Here is a 20,159-nt window from a genome sequence, read left to right as displayed (position 1 = left end):
ACAAAAGAACTTTATGAATAGAAGAATGTTTCCCTCTGTTCTATTAATCATCTTTCTTGCTGTTGTTTCTGGTACAACCCTTGGCATATTGATGCTGAAGATGGTCATTTCTGATTCGGCGATTGAAGCTGTCGGAGGACCGTTGCAGGAAGCCCCATCTGAGGAAGGAGCAGCCACTCCTGGCACTGCTTCCATTGAGCTTCCGGCTATTACGGGCTATATGGTTCAAGGTGGTGTTTTTACAACGGAAGAAGCGGCCAATGTGGAGGCTACGGCACTGGCAAGTAAAGGAGTCCCGGCGGAAATGATTGGCATGGATGATAAGTTTTTCATCTTTGTTGGCGTTGCCGACAGCATAGAAAATGCGAAGTCACTAGGTACTGAACTTCAAGGCAATGGAGTTGAGACATTTTCTAAGGAAGTGGCGATCGGTGGTACTTCTCTATCAGCACTCCAAGACTCAGAGCAGAAATTGTTAGAAGCTGCGCCTGCGTTATATCAATTACTTTCAGAAATGAGTACAACCGCACATCTCAGCAATGCGGTATCAGCGGAACAAAAGACAGCACTAGCTTCTCAATTAGAAGCTTGGCAGGCTATAAAAAATATTGAAAATGAGCAGTTGCAACAGCTTAAAAGTGAATTGGATGGAGCTGTGGCGATCTTAAATAGTGATGGACCATCTGTTGTTGAAGCACAACAACATCTTCTCAAATTTCTTTCCATTTACCACTCTCTATAAAATTATTTCCCGCAAAAGAGTCTATTCGTAGGCTCTTTTTTTTGAAAATAAATATGCCGTTTTCAGGCGTAATTTGGTACGATGAACATAGGAATAAAGCACGAGGGAAACTATAGTAAAGGAGTCTAGTAAATGAGGGGAATAGCTAGACAAAATGAGAGAGGGATGACGTTAATAGAGTTACTTGCCGTTATCGTAATCTTAGGAATTATTGCGGCGATAGGTGTGATTGCAATCTCAGGAGTGATCCAAAAACAAAAGGATCAAGCATTTGTCGGAAATGCTCTAGCCTTAAAAGAAGGGGCTTCAATATACATACAACAGCAATTAGCACAAGGTGATGAGCTTCCAGAGATCGTCACATACGAAAATTTAAGTGAAGAGCGTATTATTGATAGAATCAAGGATCCGGATACAGGCCATTATTTAGAACCAACTGAAAATAGCTATGTACAATTAACGGGAAATGCCCCATCAGCTGTTTGTTTAATTGGTGATAGAAGAAATCTTTGTTCGAAGGATGGGGTAGAAGGACCTATTCTGTTCAGTGAACTATCTAGGGAGCTACTTGCGGAAAATTAATTTTCCGGGAAATAGTAATACAGAGTCAGCAACTGTCAAATAATAGTGGAGTCTATGCGGATTGGAGGTGTAGACTCCTTTTTGTAGAAAAATATTTTAAAAACTGAAACTTAGTTTACAGACAAAACGTCTTAATAAGAGTAAATAAGTTGAAGTTTTTTTTAATTGGAAATTGTTTCTAAGGGGATAATTTGGTACGATAAACTTGTATCATCCTTTTCTGAACGATCATAAGGTTAGGTGATTTTATGCAGACCCTCATTTTAGCCTCTTCTTCTCCACGGCGAAAAGAACTTCTAGAAAATCTACAATTAACATTTGAAGTCTCCAGCAGTGATGTGGATGAGTCCTACAATCCAGAAAATACCCCAGAAGAAATTGTCATGGAATTGGCGCAACGAAAAGCACAATTTGTCGCTGAAAAGCATCCCGCAGCATTTGTAATCGGAAGTGACACGGTTGTTGTAGCCAATAACCAAGTGTTAGGTAAACCGAATCACGAGCAAGAAGCAATGGAGATGTTGAAGCAACTGTCGGGGAAAACGCATGCTGTCTATACAGGTGTGTCGATTTTTAGTCCAAAAAAGACCATTGAATTTTTCGAAAAAACCGAGGTGGACTTTTGGGAGTTAACAGACGAGGAAATCAGAAGCTATGTTAACACCGGAGAACCGATGGATAAGGCAGGTGCATATGGAATACAAGGCTTTGGAAGACTTCTCGTAAAAAAAATCAATGGAGATTATTTCTCAGTAGTTGGCCTGCCCTTATCTAGAACGATCAGAGAATTACAAAAGCTCGGATATGATTTACCCTTTTAACTTCCTTTAGCCCTCAGGTGAAAAGGAGGAAGCAAATTGCAAGGTGAAACATTAATGATCCGAGATTTTCCAGAAGACGAGAGACCAAGGGAAAGATTTGAACAAAGTGGTCCTGCAAGTCTTTCAAATCATGAATTGATTGCAATTTTACTGCGCACAGGAACAAAAGAAGAATCTGTTCTCCAACTAGCCAATCGCTTATTAACGAACTTTGAAGGATTACGACTTTTAAAAGATGCCAGTTTAGATGAAATAACAGCTATAAAAGGCATCGGAAAAGCAAAAGCTATACAAGTACTTGCTGCAGTGGAAATTGGAAGGCGAATTTCCAATTTAGCGTATGATGATCGCTACGTCATTCGCTCCCCAGAAGATGGTGCGAACTATGTTATGAACGAGATGCGGTTTCTATCACAGGAGCATTTCGTATGCTTGTACCTGAATACAAAGAATCAAGTTCTCCATAAGAAAACGATCTTCATTGGGAGTTTGAATGCTTCGATTGTTCATCCTAGAGAGGTCGTGCGCCCATAAGGGCATTTAGAAAATCTGCTACTAGCAAAGCAGTAGGGATATATCACAATCTTGACCCTATCATCAGCCAACTTATCCGTAAGGGAAACCAAGCGGGGAGTGTAGCATGTTGGAAAAGCCATAAGTTGTCTAGTTACCAAGGCACGACTGAATGGCGAGATGAAAACTCATAGACAAGGATGAAAGCTGGATTGCTTGAATGATAGCTCAAGGAGGACTACGGGGACCTTCAGCGGGAGGTAACGATGTACGCTGTGTGAAGTATGCATATTTCTTAAAAACCTCAAGAAATATGAAGTGATACTACTTCGTCCAACTTCTATATGGAAGAAACGAGCGAAAGTCACATCCGAAACTATGAAATGCTATATTTCTAAATGTCTAAATGGGGATTGCCTAAGTCAGAATGCTGTAAATGTAGCTATGCATAATGCCTAATAAGGTGATAAATTTCAAGCTGAAAAGCAAGAAAGATGATGCTGAATATCTGATAAGGCAACGGAGCTCTCGTAGTAGTCCGAGATAGGGAAAGCCTATTACATGGCGAAGGAGAGCAGTTTATCTAGTTTAATACCAAATTGGGAAGGAGCGAGAGGCTCTATGAGAAATCCAAAAGTAGTATTAAGCAGTCTAACTTCCAAAGCACAAGATGAATCATATGTATTTGAACGATTATATCGGAATTTGTATAATACCGAGTTCTATTTAGAAGCCTATGCCAAACTCTACCCGAATAAAGGTAGTAATACAAAGGGTATTGATAACGACACAATTGATGGAATGAGTTTAGATAGAATCGAACGTTTAATCGAAAAGCTAAAAGAGCAGACGTATCAGCCTAAACCAGCAAGAAGAATTTACATCCCAAAGAAAAATGGTAAAACACGACCTTTGGGTATTCCAACTTTTGAGGATAAGTTAGTGCAAGAAGTTGTTCGGCAAATCTTAGAGAGTATCTTCGAACCGCAATTTTCAAATCATTCACATGGTTTTCGACCAAATCGTAGTTGTCATACAGCTTTAAAAGAAATACGTAACACATTTACAGGTACGAGATGGTTTATTGAAGGTGATATAAAAGGCTTCTTTGACAATATCGACCATCATGTATTAGTTGGACTTTTACGAAAACGGATAAAGGATGAGAAATTAATTAATATAATTTGGAAATTCCTTAGAGCAGGCTATGTAGAAGAGTGGGCTTTTCATAAAACCTATAGTGGAACTCCTCAAGGTGGCATAATTAGTCCATTACTATCAAATATTTATCTGCACGAATTAGATAAATATGTAGAGCGATTTGCCGAATTCTTTAATAAAGGCGAAAAACGTAGACATAATCTCGTTTATCATAACCTAGCATCAAGAATTAATTATTGTAAAAGTAAAAACAAACGTGATTGGGAACGACTGACCAAAGAAGAAAAAGCTGTAAAGCTTAGCGAATTAAAGGCTTTATATAAGGAATTACAAAGTCATGACAGCAAAGACCTTTTTGACCCAAACTATCGTCGAATGAAATATGTAAGATATGCAGATGATTTTATTATCGGTGTGATTGGTAGTAAAAAAGAAGCCGAACAAGTCAAGAAAGATTTAACAGACTACCTTGCAGATAAACTCAAACTAGAATTGAGTGCTGAAAAGACGTTAATCACTCATAGTGAGAAAAACGCTAGATTCCTAGGATATGATATACGGGTAGCAAGGGATTGGCATAGAATGAAGATGCCAAATGGTACAAAAAAAAGAAAGTTTAACTACCAAACAAAGCTATTCGTACCACATGAGAAATATATCAAAAAACTCATCGAATTAGGTGCCTTAAAAATTGGCAATAATAATGGGTGGAAACCTGTTCATCGTCCGTACTTGGTACATCTGGATGATTTAGAAATCCTTCGAACATATAATGCGGAAATTGAAGGATTATATAACTATTATCGACTGGCAAGTAATGCACATGTTCTTCAATCATTTCGACAAACAATGAAATACAGCATGATTAAAACGTATGCCAGTAAATATAAAAGTACCGTTAGTAAAATCATTACAAAATTTTCGATAAACGGGAAATTCGGTATACGTTATAAAACGAAGAATGGTCCCAAAATTGCCTATTTTACGGAACAACGAATGGAAAAAAACTCGGAAATTAAAAAACAGTCTGTAGATATAATTGAAAATACAATCATTTATGGTGGCAGAACAAGTCTTATCGAACGTCTTTTAGCGAATAAGTGTGAGTGGTGTGGTGCAGAGAATGTTCCGTTAGAAATGCATCATGTCAATAAGCTTAAGAACTTAAAAGGCAAAAAACGATGGGAACAAAAAATGATTGCGAGAAATCGTAAGACTATTGCCATGTGTGTGAAGTGTCACCATGACCTACACAATGGGAAGTTTGATTGATAAATGGAAAGCCGTATACTCTGAGAGGAGTACGTACGGTTTGGAGGGGGGATTTGTGAAACCTGCTTTGGGAACAAAGTAAGGCGTATGGTTCCTACCCTACTTTAAGGAAGCTCTCCGACGCTCGGCTGCTTCTGTCATTTGCCTTCATAATCATCCTAGTGGCGTGCGCCTGCAAGGTGCGTAATTTTAGTGATTTCTAAGGAAATCTAGAACTCCTTACAACGTTCTATGGTCAGCGTCTTACCTTGAGAGGAAACTCCTAGAGGGAACAGAGCATGATGTGAAAAGGAGAAAAGACGACAAAGCTATCTAATGTCGAGTCAGTTCTTCAGACCAAGTGATGTACGGTAAAAGCTATACTGCTTGAATCCTAGACGAATGAGCGATGGGTGCGCCATTGTCTACGATAGCTAACAGGCAATGAGGACAAAATGGGAGACACATCGCCGCTGTATCTGTATGGTATCTCCAGAGCCAAGCCCATAGTAAGGTTTGTCCTTCAATCCTCAACTAGAGGAAACCGTCGAAAGGGATACCTAACCATCACATATCTAAAATTATGTCATAATGCAGGGATTACCTAAGTGCAAGTGCCAAATGGCTATTAGACATAGGTCTATGAAAATTGCATATGGTAACGGAGTCTCCATAGTACCCAACGTTTGCTTGTAATGAGTTTAGCAGGGGGAAGGGAGACAGGTTGATGTTAACGTCAATGAGAAAGGAGTCATGAATATGGCAACAAATCCATTTCATCAGTTAGACGTTATAAGGAAAGCTTCTCAAAATGGTAAAACAATAACGGATTGTTACCGTCTCATGTATAAAAGGGAATTATGGATTAAGGCATATGCAAAGTTATATCCGAATGCTGGGAATCTAACAAAAGGAACGTCTGAAGAAACAATTGACCGTTTTAGTTTACAAAAGATTGATGAAATCATTGAACAACTTAAAAACGGGACGTTTCGTTTTGTACCTGTAAGAAGAGTTTACATTCCAAAAGCAAATGGTAATAAGAGACCTCTAGGGGTTCCTAACTTTAAAGATAAGTTGGTACAGGAAGTAATGAGAATGATTTTGGAAAACGTCTATGAACCAACCTTCTCAGATAATTCACACGGATTCAGAGAGGGAAGAAGCTGTCATACAGCATTATCCCAAATTAAGAACACGTGGAAAGGGTTAACATGGTGTATAGAAGGAGATATAAAAGGCTTTTTTGACCACATTGACCATTCTGTTCTATTAAATCTTATCTCAAAAAGAGTAAATGACCATCGTTTTCTTCTACTTATTCACAATGCACTTACAAGTGGTGTCATGGAGAATTGGACTTATCATAAAACTTTCAGCGGTACACCACAGGGCGGTATTATCTCACCATTACTAGCTAATATCTACCTTCATGAGTTTGACCTATTCATGGAAAAGCAAATGGAGAATTTTGATATGGGTAAGATAAGGGATAGGAACAAGGAGTATATGCGTATACGCTCAGAAATCAGCGCTCTCTCTCGAAAGGTTAAAAGACTTGATGAGAGAAATGGACATCAATTATGGGAAAACAGAGAGGTATTGATACAAAGTATCGAAGAATTTAAGCGCAAACAAGTGCTAATACCTTCGGTAGACCCTATGGATAAAAACTATCAAAGAATGAAATATGTCCGTTATGCAGATGATTTTGTAATTGGTATAGCTGGTTCCAAAGATAGTACGATGAATGTAAAAGAAAAGATAAAGGACTTCCTTAAACGAGAACTACACCTTGAATTAAGTGAAGAAAAAACTCTTATAACCCATTTGGAAAATCCAATTCTCTTTCTTGGATATGAATTTCGAAAGTGGGATGAAATCAAAGTTACCAGGGTTTCATATAAAAACCATAAATATCCCATGAAAAAGAGAACTCTATCGGGTGCGATAAAGTTAGAAATACCAGAGAAGATGATTAGAAATTTTGCTATAGCAAACGGATATGGTAATCTGCATAATTTCAAAATTATACATCGAGCAAATCTTATAAACAATTCGGAATTAGAAATTCTGCATACTTATAACGCTGAACTTAGAAGAATTGCGAACTACTACAAGTTGGCTAATAATTATCATCATATTGATAAATTATTCTATCTAGCTGAGAGTAGTTTTATAAAAACTATCGCTAATAAACGGAGAAGTACCTCTATGAAGGTAGCCTCAAGTATGAGGACTCATAAACAAGGAGTGTTATGTCTTGTAAGGAAAGACAAGCAGGGCAATGAAAAACTTCATCAATTTGTGAAGCTAAAAGACCTACCTAAACCTAAGGGTGCTATCAAAGTGGATTCTCCTGAAATAGATACGTATGTAAATACGATGAAATACTCAGGAAGAACAAAATTCGAAAAACGATTATTAGCTAATAAATGTGAAGCGTGTGGTACAACAGAAGGTCGGATGGAAGTCCATCACATTAGAAAGTTGAAGGACTTGAAAAAGAAATCAAACTTAAAATACTTGGACAAAATTATGATTGAACGCAACAGAAAAACAATTGTCCTGTGTTTTAAATGCCATCATGACCACCACGAGAAGCAAATCCCGATTAGTCAACTGGCGAGCCGTATACGCTGAAAGGTGTACGTGCGGTTCTGAGGGGGGGATTGTGAAACCTGCTTGGGAGACCAAATAAGGCGCATGTTCCCTACCCTACGACCCGACTCCAAGCCGTGAAGATATTGAAGTGACGAAGCGGTTAGTGGAGTCAGGGAAAATCATTGGCATCGAAATATTAGATCATTTAATTATAGGGGAGAATAAATTTGTCAGCTTAAAGGAAAAAGGCTACTTATAAAGTTTTGGATTTCCTTTTGCTATGAAATTGGCCCCTGTTTCATTTATAATGAAATATGCCCTTATGGCACTATGATTTTAATGATGGTTGAGCTATAATAATGCTTGTGACTTTTTGCACGGTGTGGCACAAATTAGTTAATATGAGCCATTTGGAAAGAGTTGGATGAACACTTAATCAGAGCACATATACTCATGTGCTAAACGATTGTTTCAGAAAGGGAGATACAAAGATGTTTGGAATTGGAACTAAAGACCTTGGGATAGATTTGGGTACAGCAAATACCCTTGTATATGTAAAAGGAAAAGGCGTTGTCGTACGCGAGCCTTCTGTTGTGGCACTACAAACGGATACGAAGCAAATTGTCGCAGTCGGAAATGATGCGAAAAATATGATCGGACGTACTCCAGGAAATGTAGTGGCGCTAAGACCGATGAAGGATGGCGTCATTGCTGATTATGAAACAACTGCGACAATGATGAAATATTATATTAGACAGGCTACGAAAGCAAAAGGCGTGTTTGCAGGGAAACCGTACATCATGGTTTGTGTCCCATCAGGGATTACAGCAGTTGAGGAACGCGCTGTTATCGATGCTACAAGACAAGCAGGAGCAAAAGACGCATATACGATTGAAGAACCTTTTGCGGCAGCTATTGGAGCGAACTTACCTGTTTGGGAGCCTACAGGAAGTATGGTCGTCGATATTGGCGGCGGAACGACAGAAGTGGCGATCATTTCCCTTGGTGGAATTGTGACGAGTCAGTCTGTTCGTGTTGCTGGTGATGAAATGGATGAAGCGATCGTAAGCTACATAAGAAAAACATATAATTTGATGATCGGGGATCGGACATCTGAAACAATTAAAGTAGAAATAGGAAGTGCTGGAGATCCAGAAGGTATAGATAACATGGAAATCCGTGGCCGAGATTTATTAACGGGTCTGCCTAAAACAATTGAGATTACAGCATTGGAAATTTCCCGTGCCCTACGTGATACAGTCGATGCGATTGTTGATGCAGTGAAAGTGACGCTTGAGAAGACTCCACCAGAACTTGCAGCAGACATTATGGACCGCGGGATCGTCTTAACAGGCGGTGGTGCTCTACTTCGCAACCTCGATAAGGTGATTAGTGAAGAAACCAATATGCCGGTCTTAATTGCTGAAAATCCTCTTGATTGTGTTGCAATTGGAACAGGTAAAGCATTGGATAACATCAATTTATTTAAAAATCGAGCGAAGGAATCACGGTAGTCTATTCCTAAATGAATACGAGATCAATCGCAAGTGAAGTCATTTGCGGTTGATCATCATTTACATGAATCGATTTCACAATGCATGAAGGTGAATTAAAAACGAACTTTATCGTGAGTTTATACGGGGATTTTAAGCAAATAACGGACTTTAAACATATCATTGTTCGTTTTTTACCTTGAGGTGCGGCATTCTGAAATTGATTTACCTATTAATATTGTAAAAAATGAGGTGTAGCAAATGCCGCAATTCTTTTTGAATAAACGCCTGATTTTTTTGCTTGTCAGTATTATTATTCTCGTGGCATTAATTGGATTTTCCTTAAGAGAACGAGAAGAATTAACCTTGCCAGAGCAATTTTTGAAGGATACAACCGGATGGATACAAAATGTTTTTTCCAAGCCTCAAGGCTATGTGACAGAATTCTTTGAAGATATGAGAGATCTGCAAAATACATATTCGGAAAATAAAGAATTGAAATCTCGATTGGACGAACTTGCGAAGCTTGAGGCCGATGTGCAACAGCTTACTAAAGAAAATGATGAGCTTCGAGAAATCTTAGATAAAAAAGAAAGTTTACGTGCCTATGAGCCGACACAAGCGACCGTTATTGGGAGAAATCCTGATCGGTGGCATGAAATTTTGATTATTAATAAAGGGAAATCCAATGGACTTGAACCCAATATGGCTGTAGTTTCAGCAAATGGATATTTAATTGGAAAAGTGAAAAGTACACAGCAATTTACTTCAACGATCCAATTATTAAGTGCCATGGATCCGACAAATCGAATTTCCGCTGAAATTCAAGGCGAAGATGAATATTTTGGCACGATTGAGGGGTATGACGTCGACCGGGAATTATTAAAGCTTAAGCGAATCCCGTATGATGCCAAAATAGAAAAGGATCAAAATGTAGTCACATCAGGACTTGGAGGAATTTTTCCTGAAGGACTTCCAATTGGGAAAGTTGTAGACATTGAACCAGATGAATTTGGTCTTAATCAAACTGCATTTGTGAAACCAGGAGCAAACTTCTATAATATTCGCAATGTAATGGTTGTGAAAAGAGAAATGGATAAGCCAGATTTAAGTGAAATGATTGATGATGAGGAGGAGGAGCTGTGAGAAAATTTCTTCTTCCTCTTTTATTCATTCTTTTCTTTATTTTGGAGAGTGCTTTTGTCCAGTCTATCCCGGCTGAGATGTTTAATGGTGAACGAATTTTAGTTCCCCGGTTTTTGATGATCGCCATTATTTTTTTAACGCTATATGGAAACCGCAATCATGGTTTGGTTTATGGCTTTGCCTTTGGATTATTATTTGATGTAGTCTACACAGAAATCATTGGCATTTACTTATTTTTGTTCCCTTTAATCGCTTACTTGGCTTCAAAGGTGATGCGATTGCTACAAGCAAATATTGTTGTGATTTCAATCGTTTCTTTATTAGGTGTAGCATTACTAGAACTCAGTGTCTATGAGTTGATCTTTTTAATAAACAAAACGGATATGTCATTTTCAATGTTTGTAGAGCTACGATGGTTACCGACACTTATCTTGAATCTAGCTTTTACGATTATTTTTGCTTATCCACTTAAGCGCCATTTTGAAAAATATGCCCATTCTTTAAAAGAGGAATAAAGGATTATTCACTCTATTTGTCGAATACCTGTTACAGGCTCTTCATTCTTTGAAGGTCTTTTATGGCATGCGATAAAAAGGCTCTTTTCTCATGTACCCAACAGAGAAAAGAATGGACATACTTTTGTCCGTGGTACTATACTTTCGGGTAAATCGGAATGGTGTCGGTATTAGGACCATTCCAAAAATCATATCTGTACGAAAACAGCAAATAAAAAAGTATGTGATTAAAAAAGTTTAAATGGTATGCTTGATATATGCCAAGCTTCAGCACCCGATATTTTGCTAAATAGGCTATAGGGCGCTTTACGCTTTTCTTTTGAGGTGAACATCTTGATATGAAGAAGACACAGAATGTCCTAATAAAAGGAACGAAAGATGGATTAACGTTACATTTAGACGATCAATGCTCCTATGAGGAATTAAAAAGGGAGTTGAATGAAAAGCTTACAGAGAATCAAAGGGCAAATAAGGATCAACCCCTTATTTCCGTGAGAGTAAAAGTTGGAAATCGCTATTTAAGTGAAGAACAGCAAGAAGAAATCAAGACTTTAATTCGGCAAAAAAAGAATCTTGTCGTCGAATCGATTGAGTCCAATGTCATATCAAAGCTTGAAGCACAGCAAATGATTGAAGAACATGAAATCATTTCGGTTGCAAGAATGGTCCGTTCTGGTCAAGTTCTTGAAGTGCCAGGTGATTTACTATTAATTGGTGATGTAAACCCTGGTGGGAAAGTCGTCGCTGGTGGTAATGTTTTTGTCATGGGCGCATTAAAAGGAATTGCTCATGCAGGAGCGAACGGGAATTCAGAAGCCGTTATTTCTGCCTCGATTATGATGCCGACCCAGTTAAGAATCAGCGATGCGATCAGCCGTTCTCCCGATGTCAATGGAGAGGACGACCGACGTGAAATGGAATGTGCCTATATTGATCAAAATGACCAAATTATTATTGATAGATTACAAGTTTTGATGCGTCTTAGACCAAATTTAACAAGATTGGAAGGAGGACTCTAAAGTGGGGGAAGCAATCGTTATAACATCTGGAAAAGGTGGGGTTGGGAAGACGACCACATCTGCAAATATTGGTACAGCTTTAGCCCTTCAAGGAAAAAGAGTTTGCTTGGTTGACACAGATATTGGTTTAAGAAACTTGGATGTTGTTATGGGTCTTGAAAACCGCATTATCTATGATTTAGTCGATGTCATACAAGGTCGATGCAAAATTCACCAAGCTCTTGTGAAGGACAAGCGTTTTGATGATCTACTTTATTTACTCCCTGCTGCACAAACCAGCGATAAAACAGCTGTTTTACCAGAACAAATGAAGGTCCTAGTAGATTCTCTAAAATCAGACTATGACTATATTATCATTGATTGTCCAGCTGGGATTGAGCAAGGGTACAAAAATGCCGTGGCGGGAGCAGATCGAGCGATTGTCGTCACGACTCCTGAAGTCTCAGCGGTCCGTGATGCGGATCGGATTATCGGTCTTCTTGAAAAGGAAGAAGGTGTTGAGTCGCCTAAACTTGTGATCAATCGGATTCGTAACCATTTAATGAAAAATGGGGATATGCTTGATGTCGATGAAATCACAACGCATTTATCGATTGAATTAATTGGGATTGTCGCAGATGATGACGAAGTGATTAAGGCCTCGAATCATGGTGAACCGATTGCCTTGAATCCGAATAGTAAAGCTTCGATCGCTTATCGCAATATTGCCCGTCGTATTTTAGGAGAATCCGTTCCCCTTCAGCCACTTGGTGATGAGGATAAAGGTGTCTTTACCAAGCTGAAAAAGTTTTTTGGAGTTAAATAAAGAAGAGTGTTTGAGAACCGGAGAAAGCTTCGGTTCTTTTTCTTTGTCAGGAATTTATAAATTCCCTCGACTTGTGGATAACGTGTTCGTATAAACAGTTGGCGTATCGGCATGAAAACATAACAGGAAAAATTCCGCTTAATGAGCAAGCAGCATGAAAAAGAGCCAACATAACAGGAAAATTTCCTGCTATTCCCTCAAAAAATACCAAAATAAACGATTTTGCTCTCTATAAGCGGAAAATCTTCCGTTATTTCTCCTAAATGGAACTCCATCGAGGAGATAACAGGAAAAATTCCGCTTAAGGGTGAGAGATGGTTGGATCGAATGAGACAAACCGGGAGCTTCCTACATTTTGTAGGAGCTTTGTTCTTTTTACAGATTTAGCTGATTCTTTCTTGTCATATATGAGGTGGACAACTCATAGACTTGTACAAACTAGATAAAGGGATTGGTGGGTCATGTCTAGAGCGGATGATATTAGAAAAAGGATGGCAAAACGGAAACGAGAAAGGGAGCGAATGACGAAAAATGTAAATGATCGTTTTCTCGTTGTAGAAGAGGAAGAAAAGTATGGTTTTGAAAAGTTCCCCTCCTATGAAACGGATCCAGGAGAAGGTGGTCATCCCCTTTTTAATAAAGAGTTTTTTCTCTTTAAAATATTGGCTTCTGCATGCCTTGTGCTCATTGTGGCCATTATTTTCCGAAATGGGGGAGAATCCTTACAGCCAGTAAAAAACTTTGTTACGAAATCGATGGAACATGACTTTCAATTTGCGGCAGTGGCCGATTGGTATGAGAATAAATTTGGCAAGCCGTTAGCCCTTTTACCATTTAATCAAAACGAGGATGAACAAGAAACAGAGGATAGCCAAGAATATGCCCTTCCAGCTGCTGCACGGATATTAGAGGAATTTGCAGAGGATGGACAGAAGGTCTCCATTGAAACGGAAAAAGGGGCAGCGGTAACAGCGATGAGCGAAGGAAGAGTCAGTTATGTTGGCGATGAGGAGGGCTTCGGCAAGACTGTCATCATTCAACATGCAGATAAGAGTGAAACTTGGTACGGAAATCTAGAATCCGTTGATGTCACGTTATATGAATTTGTTCAAAAAGGAAACAGTGTTGGTACAGCAGCCAATGCTGGTGATGGAACGAAAGGAATGTTTTACTTTGCTATTAAAAAAGGGGATGACTTTATTGACCCCATACAGGTGATCCAATTTGACTAACTTTCTTTCCCTTTTTCAAAAAATATATATTCACCCATTGTTATGGGTTGTTGTAGCAATAGCGGTTGTAACGGCGCATTTTATTGAATTATCTCTCTTACTCTTGATTATTTTTATCCATGAGTTAGGACATGCGGCTGCCGCTTCTTTTTTTTCGTGGAGAGTGAAGAAAATTTCCATTCTACCGTTTGGAGGAGTAGCGGAGATGGACGAACATGGCAATCGTCCATTAAAAGAAGAGGCGATCGTGACCTTGGCTGGTCCGGTTCAGCATCTTTGGTTAATGGCTGCGGCTTTTGTCTTACATGAATTCGGGCTGATCCAAGAGTTTATTTTTACGAATTTCATCCAATTTAATCTCATGATTTTACTTTTCAATTTACTCCCTATTTGGCCATTGGATGGGGGGAAATTTATTTTTTTATGGCTATCTTTAAAAGATTCCTTCCCAAAGGCATTTAAACAAACATTGATTATTTCGATATTAGTGGTGGCCCTGTTTTCCATTTTGATGTTAATGATTGAACCGATTAATTTAAATGTGTGGATTGTCATTTCCTTTATTCTTTTCACTTTACGTTATGAGTGGAAGCAAAGTCGTTACGTCTTTATTCGATTTTTAATGGAAAGGTATTATGGAAAGAAAAATGAATTTCGTAAGCTAAAACCGATTGTGGTGGAGCCCGACGAACTCGTGATTCATGTGCTAGAACGATTTCAACGAGGCTATAAACATCCGATCATTATTGAGAAAAATGGTAAGGAAACGGGTTCCTTGGATGAAAATGAACTTTTGCATGCTTATTTTGCTGAAAAACAAATTACCGCTAAGATAGGGGACTTGCTGTATCCGTATTAAATTTGAGAAAATAGAAGAACTATGAAGTAGGTAAGGAGTTTTATTGGTGAATGTGCTTGTTGTAAATGGAATTGGAAAAGAAAAAAGGTATGCATTAATTAAAAAGCAAAAGGTTGAAAAGCTTGTTATTGAACAGCCTCAGCAACAGTCGATCGTCGGCTCGATTTATTTAGGAATAGTGGAAAAAGTTTTGCCGGGGATGAATGCTGCTTTTATCAATATCGGTCTTGAAAAAAATGGATTTTTACACCGGGATAAGCTCCCGGCTTTTTTCGTGTCGCAAGAAGATAAAGGGATTTCCAGCTATCTTCATCAAGGAGAAAAAATCCTTGTTCAAGTGGAAAAAGATGCAACCGGTGATAAGGGGCCGAGAGTAACAGGAATGATTGAACTTGGTGGAGATATGACGGTCTATACTCCACAAGGGGAATTTGTGGCTGTATCGAAGAAAATCGATGAAACAGTTAGAGAAGAATGGCGCCAACTTGGGAATGAATTCAAACGGAGAGATGAAGGAATCTTATTTCGAACTGTATGTGTTGAACGCACAAAGGAAGAGGTCTTGGCTGAACTCGAGCAATTAAGAGTGAAGTATGCAACGATGATTCAAACAGTTAAATCGATGAAAAAACCGGGCTTGGTCATCTCACGCAATTTCTTTTTAGAAGAAGTAAAGGGGGTCATTTCAAAGCTAGATTCAGGGCGAGTTGTCGTTGATACTCTAGAGATGAAAAAGGAACTGGAGGCTGTTTGTCACCATGTTGAATTAGTATATCAGCAGGAAAAAGAAGATGTTTTTTCGCTCTATCGTTTAGAGTATGAGATAGAGAATGCCTTGAAAAAAGTAGTTTGGTTAGAGAACGGTGCTTATTTGGTCTTTGATGAGACGGAAGCATTAACGGTGATCGATGTGAACACAGGGCAGTTTTCGGGAAAGCATCATCTTCAAGATACGGTAATGAAGACGAATCTGTTAGCAGCAACGGAGATTGCTCGGCAAATTCGTCTCCGTGGCCTAGCAGGGATGATACTCGTTGACTTTATCGATATGAAAGAACAAAAGATTCGTGAGCAAGTGAGAAGGAAATTAGAAGTGGCTTTGCAAGAGGATGAGCGAAGAACGAGGGTCGTCGGTTTTACCCCTCTCGGTATTCTGCAAATGACAAGAATGAAAACACGAGTTTCCCTCAGTGAGACATTAATGAGCACTTGCCAAGTGTGCGCGGGGTATGGAAAGGTCTTAAGTGCAGAAACGCTCTCCTTTCGTTTAGAACGTGAGCTATTGGCGTTAAGAGGCAAGGATTTTGAAGCGGTATTAATAGAAGCCACAGCGGATGTTAAGGACATTTTTACTGGAGAAAACGGGAGTCAGCAAAAGCTTATAGAAGAAATATGTGGGATGGAGCTTTATTTTTCTATTGAAGAAGGAGCGAAGCCGTCTTATCGAATTAAGCAGATGGGAACGAAAGCGGATATTGGAAGAGGAAATTCATATTGACACTACTAGTCGGACTGTGATAATATTTTCATGTTATGTTTGTAGCGCACCCGTGCTACAACCGCACAGATCAGGTCTTGAAATTTTCCTAGGAAAATACCTGTGATGGCGAGTCTGAGTCTAAGAGGAGGTGCAGTTCATGTACGCAATTATCGAAACTGGTGGTAAGCAAATCAAAGTAGAAGAAGGTCAAGCAATCTACATTGAAAAGTTAAACGCTGAAGCAGGCGAAACAGTTACATTTGATAAGGTTTTATTCGTTGGTGGCGAAAACGTTAAAGTTGGTAGCCCAGTAGTTGAAGGTGCTTCTGTTACAGCTAAAGTTGAAAAACAAGGCCGTGCGAAGAAGATTATCGTTTTCAAATACAAAGCGAAGAAAAACTATCACAAAAAGCAAGGTCATCGTCAGCCATACACTAAAGTTGTAATTGAAAAAATCAACGCGTAAGGCGGTTTATGATGATTCAAACAACGATTTATCGTACTGAATCTGGACGAGTACAATCGTTTACTATTAGTGGTCATGCCCTCTTTGCAAACAAAGGTAATGATATTGTTTGTGCAGGAGCTTCTGCAATAACCTTCGGTGCGGTTAATTCCATTATCGCATTAACCGGAGTAGAACCAGAAATCGAGCAAGGAGCAGACGGCTTTCTCCGCTGCGTCATTCCGGATAATCTCCCAGAAGACGTACAAGAGAAAATTCAGCTATTGCTTGAAGGTATGATCGTGAGCTTACAGACGATTGAAAGAGATTATGGAAAATATATAAAAATAACCTTCAAAAAGTAGGAGGTGGAACAAAATGTTAAGATTAGATCTTCAGTTTTTCGCTTCTAAAAAGGGAGTAGGTTCTACAAAGAACGGTCGTGACTCAATCTCAAAGCGCCTTGGTGCTAAGCGTGCAGATGGTCAGTTCGTAACTGGTGGTTCAATCCTTTATCGTCAACGTGGAACAAAGATTTATCCAGGTGTAAACGTTGGTAAAGGTGGAGACGACACTCTATTCGCAAAAGTGGATGGCGTTGTTAAGTTCGAACGCGTAGGACGTGACCGCAAGCAAGTGAGCGTGTACCCAGTAGCTCAAGAAGCTTAATTCTTTTAAAAAAACTCTAACCGTTTTAGGTTAGAGTTTTTTTGAGTTTTAAGGATTTGGGGTTGGAGAAGTGAGATTTCGCTTTGACTGATATAATGGCGATTTAGACCGATAAATCTGATTTTAGACCGATAAATTTCGATTTAGACCGATAAAATCGAAATTAGACTGATATATTTGAAATTAGACTGATAAATCTAATTTTCACTTAGAATTTTAACCCCTAAACTGGTTATTTTGATATACTAGCAAGAAGAAGGTTTCAGTTCGTTCATTTAGGAGTGCTTATATGAAAAAAGAATGGGATACGATTGAGCTTTTAAGCCATGCAAGGCATGATTGGCTGAATAAGATTCAATTAATTAAAGGAAATCTGTCTTTAAACAAAATAGAGCGTGTCAAAGAAATTATTGATGAAATTGTTGTGGAAACAAGACAAGAATCAATTCTATCCAACCTGAACATTCCTCAATTTGCAGCATTGCTTCTAACCTATAATTGGGAAAGTCATTCCATTCACCTTGAATATGAGATTATCAACGAAATAAATCTATCAACACGTCATTTCGTGAAGGATGACGAACTAACAAATTGGACAAACACATTTTTAGAAGAATTAAATAAAGCCATTAAAGCTTTTCATGAAAATCATTTATCGATAACGATTCAAAGGCAAGAATATGGGATCGGTTTCTTTTTTGATTTTCGAGGAATAATAACAGATATTGAGCATATCAGGCGCTTTCTTCAAGAACCATCCAAATTTTTTAAAAAAGTGCATGAGCTTTCAGAACAAGAATTATCCATTGAAGTATTTATGCCTTATCAATGAGATATCAATGATGCGTTAGGATGCAGGAAGAGCATGAACTAAAATGCTTTTAGAAATGACATTACATAATGACACATCTACTGCTGACAGGAGGACAAAAATGTTTGTAGATCAAGTTAAGATATATGTAAAAGGTGGAGACGGTGGTAATGGAATGGTTGCCTTTCGCCGTGAGAAATACGTTCCAAAGGGCGGTCCAGCTGGTGGAGACGGCGGCAGAGGTGCTGACGTTATTTTTGAGGTCGAAGAAGGTCTTAGAACACTGATGGACTTCCGCTATAAGCGCCATTTTAAGGCACCTCGTGGTGAACATGGGATGTCCAAAAATCAACATGGTCGCAATGCGAAAGATATGATTGTCAAAGTCCCACCAGGTACAGTGGTTACAGATGCTGAAAACAAGGAAGTAATCGCTGATTTAACGGAACATGGCCAAAGGGCAGTCATTGCTCGCGGTGGCCGAGGCGGACGAGGAAATACAAGATTTGCTACGCCGGCTAACCCAGCACCAGAGCTTTCTGAGCATGGGGAGCCAGGAGTGGAAAAAGAAGTAGTCCTTGAATTAAAGCTTCTAGCTGATGTTGGCCTAGTAGGTTTTCCAAGTGTAGGAAAATCGACGTTACTATCGGTCGTTTCAGCAGCAAAGCCGAAAATTGCTGATTATCATTTTACAACGATTGCGCCAAACCTCGGCATGGTGGAAACGGAAGATAATAGAAGTTTCGTCATGGCGGATCTCCCAGGTTTAATTGAAGGAGCTCATTCTGGAGTTGGGCTAGGACATCAATTTCTACGTCATATTGAAAGAACAAGAGTCATTGTTCATGTTATTGATATGGCATCAACAGAAGGAAGAGACCCATACGAAGACTACAAAACCATTAATAATGAGTTAAAAGAGTATAATTTAAGGTTAACCGAGAGACCACAAATTATTGTGGCGAATAAAATGGATATGCCAGAAGCGGAAGAAAATCTTCAAAAGTTTAAGAGTCAACTGCAAGAAGATTATCCTATTTTCCCAATCTCAGCTGTGACTCGACAAGGTTTAAGAGATCTTTTATTTGCCATCGCTGATAAAGTGGAAGAAACACCAGAATTTCCACTCGTACATGAGGAAGAAACAGCGGACGTTAACCGCGTTCTTTATAAACATGAAGCAGATCAGAAAGAATTTGTTATTACGAGAGATCCAGACGGCAGCTTTGTTGTTTCCGGTGATGCGGTTGAGAAATTGTTTAAGATGACAAACTTTGCTCACGATGAATCGGTACGTCGCTTTGCGAGACAGTTAAGAGGTATGGGTGTTGATGATGCATTAAGAGAAAGAGGAATTCAAAGCGGCGATACGGTTAAGCTGATGGATTATGAATTTGAATTTCTTGATTAATTTTCTCGAGAAGGAGACGTCAAAAAGAACTTTTTTGGCGTTTACCCTTTTCTAATGGGGTGGGGGAAATGAGTAAGGATAAATTTGATAGAAAATTTTTTTTAGTACGTGAAGATGTTTTGCCTGAGGCCATGAGAAAAACATTAGAGGCTAAAGAAATGATTGAGCGAAAAAAAGTGGAGTCCGTGTGGGATGCTGTTCAGCAAGTTGATTTGAGTCGAAGTGCTTTTTATAAATATAGAGACACCGTGTTTCCCTTTCATACGGTTGTGAAGGAAAAATTAATTACCTTATTTTTTCATTTAGAGGACCGTTCTGGTACACTATCTCAGCTATTGGGAGTGGTTGCATCCTCTGGCTGTAACGTGCTAACGATTCATCAAACGATCCCGCTTCAAGGAAGAGCCCAAGTAACCCTTTCGCTCAATATTACGGGAATGGGCATCGAAATTCATGAATTATTGACTAACTTAAAAAAGCTTGAATTTGTCGAAAATGTTGAAGTACTAGGGTCTGGGGCATAGCATTTGTCCCAAGATTCTGCTATTAATTATTTGAAATTTTAAAATAGTTTTTGCGCAGAAAATACATAGAGGAATG

The 20,159-nt window shown here is 38.9% G+C and carries 19 protein-coding genes, 3 pseudogenes and 1 other annotated feature; all 22 genes and pseudogenes read left to right on the top strand.

What is annotated here, in order from left to right; genetic code table 11:
* Window positions 1-13: 13 nt before the first annotated feature.
* The 22 genes and pseudogenes from BMSHG_RS11925 to BMSHG_RS11825 all read left to right on the top strand — a co-directional run bounded on the left by BMSHG_RS11925 (window position 14) and on the right by BMSHG_RS11825 (window position 20,083).
* Window positions 14-742, top strand: a complete 729-nt coding sequence (locus BMSHG_RS11925; protein ID WP_148346933.1) for a hypothetical protein — start codon at window positions 14-16, stop codon at window positions 740-742.
* 132 nt (window positions 743-874) lie between these two features.
* Window positions 875-1,324 (top strand): type II secretion system protein, encoded by a 450-nt coding sequence (locus tag BMSHG_RS11920; RefSeq protein ID WP_019154685.1) that lies wholly within the window; start codon window positions 875-877, stop codon window positions 1,322-1,324.
* 248 nt (window positions 1,325-1,572) lie between these two features.
* On the top strand, window positions 1,573-2,145 hold the full coding sequence (locus BMSHG_RS11915) for a Maf family protein (protein WP_019154684.1): 573 nt from the start codon (window positions 1,573-1,575) through the stop codon (window positions 2,143-2,145).
* Window positions 2,146-2,199: 54 nt separating this feature from the next.
* Window positions 2,200-2,673 (top strand): annotated as a pseudogene (radC, locus tag BMSHG_RS26130) (RadC family protein); the annotation flags it as partial.
* A 606-nt stretch (window positions 2,674-3,279) separates the two neighbouring features.
* A complete protein-coding gene (gene ltrA, locus BMSHG_RS11905) occupies window positions 3,280-5,091 on the top strand; it encodes a group II intron reverse transcriptase/maturase (protein WP_019154682.1) in 1,812 nt (603 codons plus the stop codon).
* Window positions 5,092-5,200: 109 nt separating this feature from the next.
* Window positions 5,201-5,278: pseudogene (locus BMSHG_RS29120) on the top strand (JAB domain-containing protein); the annotation flags it as partial.
* A 551-nt stretch (window positions 5,279-5,829) separates the two neighbouring features.
* On the top strand, window positions 5,830-7,713 hold the full coding sequence (locus tag BMSHG_RS11900; RefSeq protein WP_019154681.1) for a reverse transcriptase domain-containing protein: 1,884 nt from the start codon (window positions 5,830-5,832) through the stop codon (window positions 7,711-7,713).
* 79 nt (window positions 7,714-7,792) lie between these two features.
* Window positions 7,793-7,933: pseudogene (locus tag BMSHG_RS27575) on the top strand (JAB domain-containing protein); the annotation flags it as partial.
* 232 nt (window positions 7,934-8,165) lie between these two features.
* On the top strand, window positions 8,166-9,188 hold the full coding sequence (locus tag BMSHG_RS11890; protein WP_019154679.1) for a rod shape-determining protein: 1,023 nt from the start codon (window positions 8,166-8,168) through the stop codon (window positions 9,186-9,188).
* Between the two features lie 240 nt (window positions 9,189-9,428).
* A complete protein-coding gene (gene mreC / locus BMSHG_RS11885) occupies window positions 9,429-10,313 on the top strand; it encodes a rod shape-determining protein MreC (RefSeq protein WP_019154678.1) in 885 nt (294 codons plus the stop codon).
* Window positions 10,310-10,828, top strand: coding sequence for a rod shape-determining protein MreD (gene mreD / locus BMSHG_RS11880; protein ID WP_019154677.1), 519 nt, complete (start codon window positions 10,310-10,312; stop codon window positions 10,826-10,828). The genes mreC and mreD overlap by 4 nt, the downstream gene beginning before the upstream one ends.
* Before the next feature lie 338 nt (window positions 10,829-11,166).
* Complete coding sequence (gene minC / locus BMSHG_RS11875; RefSeq protein ID WP_019154676.1) at window positions 11,167-11,847, top strand: septum site-determining protein MinC; 681 nt, start codon at window positions 11,167-11,169, stop codon at window positions 11,845-11,847.
* A gap of 1 nt (window position 11,848) precedes the next feature.
* Window positions 11,849-12,652 carry a septum site-determining protein MinD gene (gene minD, locus BMSHG_RS11870; RefSeq protein ID WP_019154675.1) on the top strand — a complete coding sequence of 268 codons (804 nt, stop codon included), beginning with the start codon at window positions 11,849-11,851 and terminating at the stop codon, window positions 12,650-12,652.
* A gap of 461 nt (window positions 12,653-13,113) precedes the next feature.
* On the top strand, window positions 13,114-13,884 hold the full coding sequence (locus BMSHG_RS11865; protein WP_019154674.1) for a peptidoglycan DD-metalloendopeptidase family protein: 771 nt from the start codon (window positions 13,114-13,116) through the stop codon (window positions 13,882-13,884).
* The gene (locus BMSHG_RS11860) at window positions 13,877-14,743 is read left to right on the top strand and encodes a M50 family metallopeptidase (RefSeq protein WP_019154673.1); all 867 of its coding nucleotides are present in this window, start codon (window positions 13,877-13,879) and stop codon (window positions 14,741-14,743) included. Before BMSHG_RS11865 ends, BMSHG_RS11860 begins: the two co-directional genes overlap by 8 nt.
* A gap of 46 nt (window positions 14,744-14,789) precedes the next feature.
* Window positions 14,790-16,241, top strand: a complete 1,452-nt coding sequence (locus tag BMSHG_RS11855; RefSeq protein ID WP_019154672.1) for an Rne/Rng family ribonuclease — start codon at window positions 14,790-14,792, stop codon at window positions 16,239-16,241.
* A 49-nt stretch (window positions 16,242-16,290) separates the two neighbouring features.
* Window positions 16,291-16,367: a sequence feature (ribosomal protein L21 leader region), on the top strand.
* Window positions 16,368-16,380: 13 nt separating this feature from the next.
* A complete protein-coding gene (gene rplU / locus BMSHG_RS11850; protein WP_019154671.1) occupies window positions 16,381-16,689 on the top strand; it encodes a 50S ribosomal protein L21 in 309 nt (102 codons plus the stop codon).
* Between the two features lie 11 nt (window positions 16,690-16,700).
* On the top strand, window positions 16,701-17,033 hold the full coding sequence (locus tag BMSHG_RS11845) for a ribosomal-processing cysteine protease Prp (RefSeq protein WP_019154670.1): 333 nt from the start codon (window positions 16,701-16,703) through the stop codon (window positions 17,031-17,033).
* Between the two features lie 13 nt (window positions 17,034-17,046).
* Window positions 17,047-17,337, top strand: coding sequence for a 50S ribosomal protein L27 (rpmA, locus tag BMSHG_RS11840; protein ID WP_019154669.1), 291 nt, complete (start codon window positions 17,047-17,049; stop codon window positions 17,335-17,337).
* A gap of 289 nt (window positions 17,338-17,626) precedes the next feature.
* Window positions 17,627-18,169 (top strand): sporulation initiation phosphotransferase B, encoded by a 543-nt coding sequence (locus BMSHG_RS11835; protein ID WP_019154668.1) that lies wholly within the window; start codon window positions 17,627-17,629, stop codon window positions 18,167-18,169.
* A 100-nt stretch (window positions 18,170-18,269) separates the two neighbouring features.
* On the top strand, window positions 18,270-19,559 hold the full coding sequence (obgE, locus tag BMSHG_RS11830) for a GTPase ObgE (protein WP_019154667.1): 1,290 nt from the start codon (window positions 18,270-18,272) through the stop codon (window positions 19,557-19,559).
* Between the two features lie 68 nt (window positions 19,560-19,627).
* Window positions 19,628-20,083 (top strand): ACT domain-containing protein, encoded by a 456-nt coding sequence (locus BMSHG_RS11825; protein ID WP_019154666.1) that lies wholly within the window; start codon window positions 19,628-19,630, stop codon window positions 20,081-20,083.
* The last annotated feature ends 76 nt before the right edge of the window (window positions 20,084-20,159 follow it).

This window comes from Robertmurraya massiliosenegalensis JC6 (assembly GCF_000311725.1).
In the GTDB taxonomy this organism is placed as follows: domain Bacteria; phylum Bacillota; class Bacilli; order Bacillales; family Cytobacillaceae; genus Robertmurraya; species Robertmurraya massiliosenegalensis.
This window is presented reverse-complemented; position numbering and strand designations above follow the sequence as displayed.

What these genes read in the sequence shown, in the direction of transcription:
- BMSHG_RS11925 (WP_148346933.1), top strand. Translation starts at nt 14, where the DNA reads ATGAATAGAAGAATGTTTCCCTCTGTTCTATTAATCATCTTTCTTGCT.
- BMSHG_RS11920 (WP_019154685.1), top strand. Translation starts at nt 875, where the DNA reads ATGAGGGGAATAGCTAGACAAAATGAGAGAGGGATGACGTTAATAGAG.
- BMSHG_RS11915 (WP_019154684.1), top strand. Translation starts at nt 1,573, where the DNA reads ATGCAGACCCTCATTTTAGCCTCTTCTTCTCCACGGCGAAAAGAACTT.
- ltrA (WP_019154682.1), top strand. Translation starts at nt 3,280, where the DNA reads ATGAGAAATCCAAAAGTAGTATTAAGCAGTCTAACTTCCAAAGCACAA.
- BMSHG_RS11900 (WP_019154681.1), top strand. Translation starts at nt 5,830, where the DNA reads ATGGCAACAAATCCATTTCATCAGTTAGACGTTATAAGGAAAGCTTCT.
- BMSHG_RS11890 (WP_019154679.1), top strand. Translation starts at nt 8,166, where the DNA reads ATGTTTGGAATTGGAACTAAAGACCTTGGGATAGATTTGGGTACAGCA.
- mreC (WP_019154678.1), top strand. Translation starts at nt 9,429, where the DNA reads ATGCCGCAATTCTTTTTGAATAAACGCCTGATTTTTTTGCTTGTCAGT.
- minC (WP_019154676.1), top strand. Translation starts at nt 11,167, where the DNA reads ATGAAGAAGACACAGAATGTCCTAATAAAAGGAACGAAAGATGGATTA.
- BMSHG_RS11865 (WP_019154674.1), top strand. Translation starts at nt 13,114, where the DNA reads ATGTCTAGAGCGGATGATATTAGAAAAAGGATGGCAAAACGGAAACGA.
- rplU (WP_019154671.1), top strand. Translation starts at nt 16,381, where the DNA reads ATGTACGCAATTATCGAAACTGGTGGTAAGCAAATCAAAGTAGAAGAA.
- BMSHG_RS11845 (WP_019154670.1), top strand. Translation starts at nt 16,701, where the DNA reads ATGATTCAAACAACGATTTATCGTACTGAATCTGGACGAGTACAATCG.
- rpmA (WP_019154669.1), top strand. Translation starts at nt 17,047, where the DNA reads ATGTTAAGATTAGATCTTCAGTTTTTCGCTTCTAAAAAGGGAGTAGGT.
- BMSHG_RS11835 (WP_019154668.1), top strand. Translation starts at nt 17,627, where the DNA reads ATGAAAAAAGAATGGGATACGATTGAGCTTTTAAGCCATGCAAGGCAT.
- obgE (WP_019154667.1), top strand. Translation starts at nt 18,270, where the DNA reads ATGTTTGTAGATCAAGTTAAGATATATGTAAAAGGTGGAGACGGTGGT.
- BMSHG_RS11825 (WP_019154666.1), top strand. Translation starts at nt 19,628, where the DNA reads ATGAGTAAGGATAAATTTGATAGAAAATTTTTTTTAGTACGTGAAGAT.